General features: G+C 34.3%; 1 protein-coding gene. It reads left to right on the forward strand.

Going from position 1 to position 1131, the window contains the following annotated elements:
- The coding region (locus LGK97_RS19590) for a hypothetical protein (RefSeq protein ID WP_226262002.1) at positions 1–1046 on the forward strand (1046 nt) is incomplete at its 5' end.
- Between the last annotated feature and the right edge of the window lie 85 nt (positions 1047–1131).

The following is a 1131-nucleotide window of genomic DNA, read 5'->3' on the forward strand; positions in this document are numbered from 1 at the left end:
GTAAAAACAAGAAGCTTCCTAATAAAAAAACAGGTGTTGTTAGAAGAATTTCAGATTTTTTTGAAGCTGGTCGTTCATTTTCTTTAAGAGCCGAAAGGCTGCTTCAAAAAATATTCTCATTGGTTGCTGTAGAGCCATCTTTTAATCTTAACTTAATAGAAAAAGATAACCTCACGGTTGCCGGTGATGGTACTTGTGTTCACTGTAAGGCATCTTATTATGGTTCTAAAGTTTGTGACTGCCGTAAAAATGGAATTTACGATTGCAAATGCCCTCGTAGACTTTCTGACATAAATGCTAATTGGGGTTGGGACAGTCATGAAAATCGTTGGTTTTATGGATACACTCTTTATGCTTTATCTGTCTATAATAAAAAATATAAGATTGATCTACCTATTTATCTACGATTTGTAGAAGCAAGCAGACACGATAGTGTCACTGGAATAGTAGCATTAGCTGAATTTAGAGAACTGTTACCGCAGTTCAATATATCAAATTATGTTCTTGACTCAGCTAATGATAACTATCCTACATATGAATTATGTTCCAAATGGAACATTAATCCCTTTATTGATTTGAACTCCAAGAATAAAGGAAATTCAAAATATCCAACCGCTTTAGATATTAATGAAAAAGGAGTTCCTATCTGCATTGGTGGCCATGAAATGGTCTGTAACGGTTTTGAAAAAAAGCGTTCACGCCTTAAATGGCGTTGCCCTTTGGTTTTAAAAAAGGTTGCTAGTTGCTCTTGTTGTGAGCAGTGCTCACCTTCACCTTATGGACGCGTAATATATACTAAACCATCATGGGATTTGCGGTTGTTTACTCCTGTGCCTCGCGGCTCAAAACAATGGAAAATCATTTATAAAACTAGAACCTGCTCAGAGCGTATAAATAATCGTATTCTTAATGATTATAAAATCCATTCTTTAAGAATACATGGTAAAAAACGTTACTCATTTATGACTATGATTGCTGGAATTAATATTCATCTAGATGCTATGCTTAAAGTTTCAGGTTTCAGTATTTTAAATTTATTACAGTAGCTTTTTAACAATTGAATATTTCTTCTGAAAATTTCTGCATCATGTAGGCTTGTTTGCTATGCCTATTTTTCTCCCCAACTGCTCT

Source organism: Clostridium sp. CS001 (assembly GCF_020443565.1).
Lineage (GTDB): Bacteria > Bacillota > Clostridia > Clostridiales > Clostridiaceae > Clostridium_AD.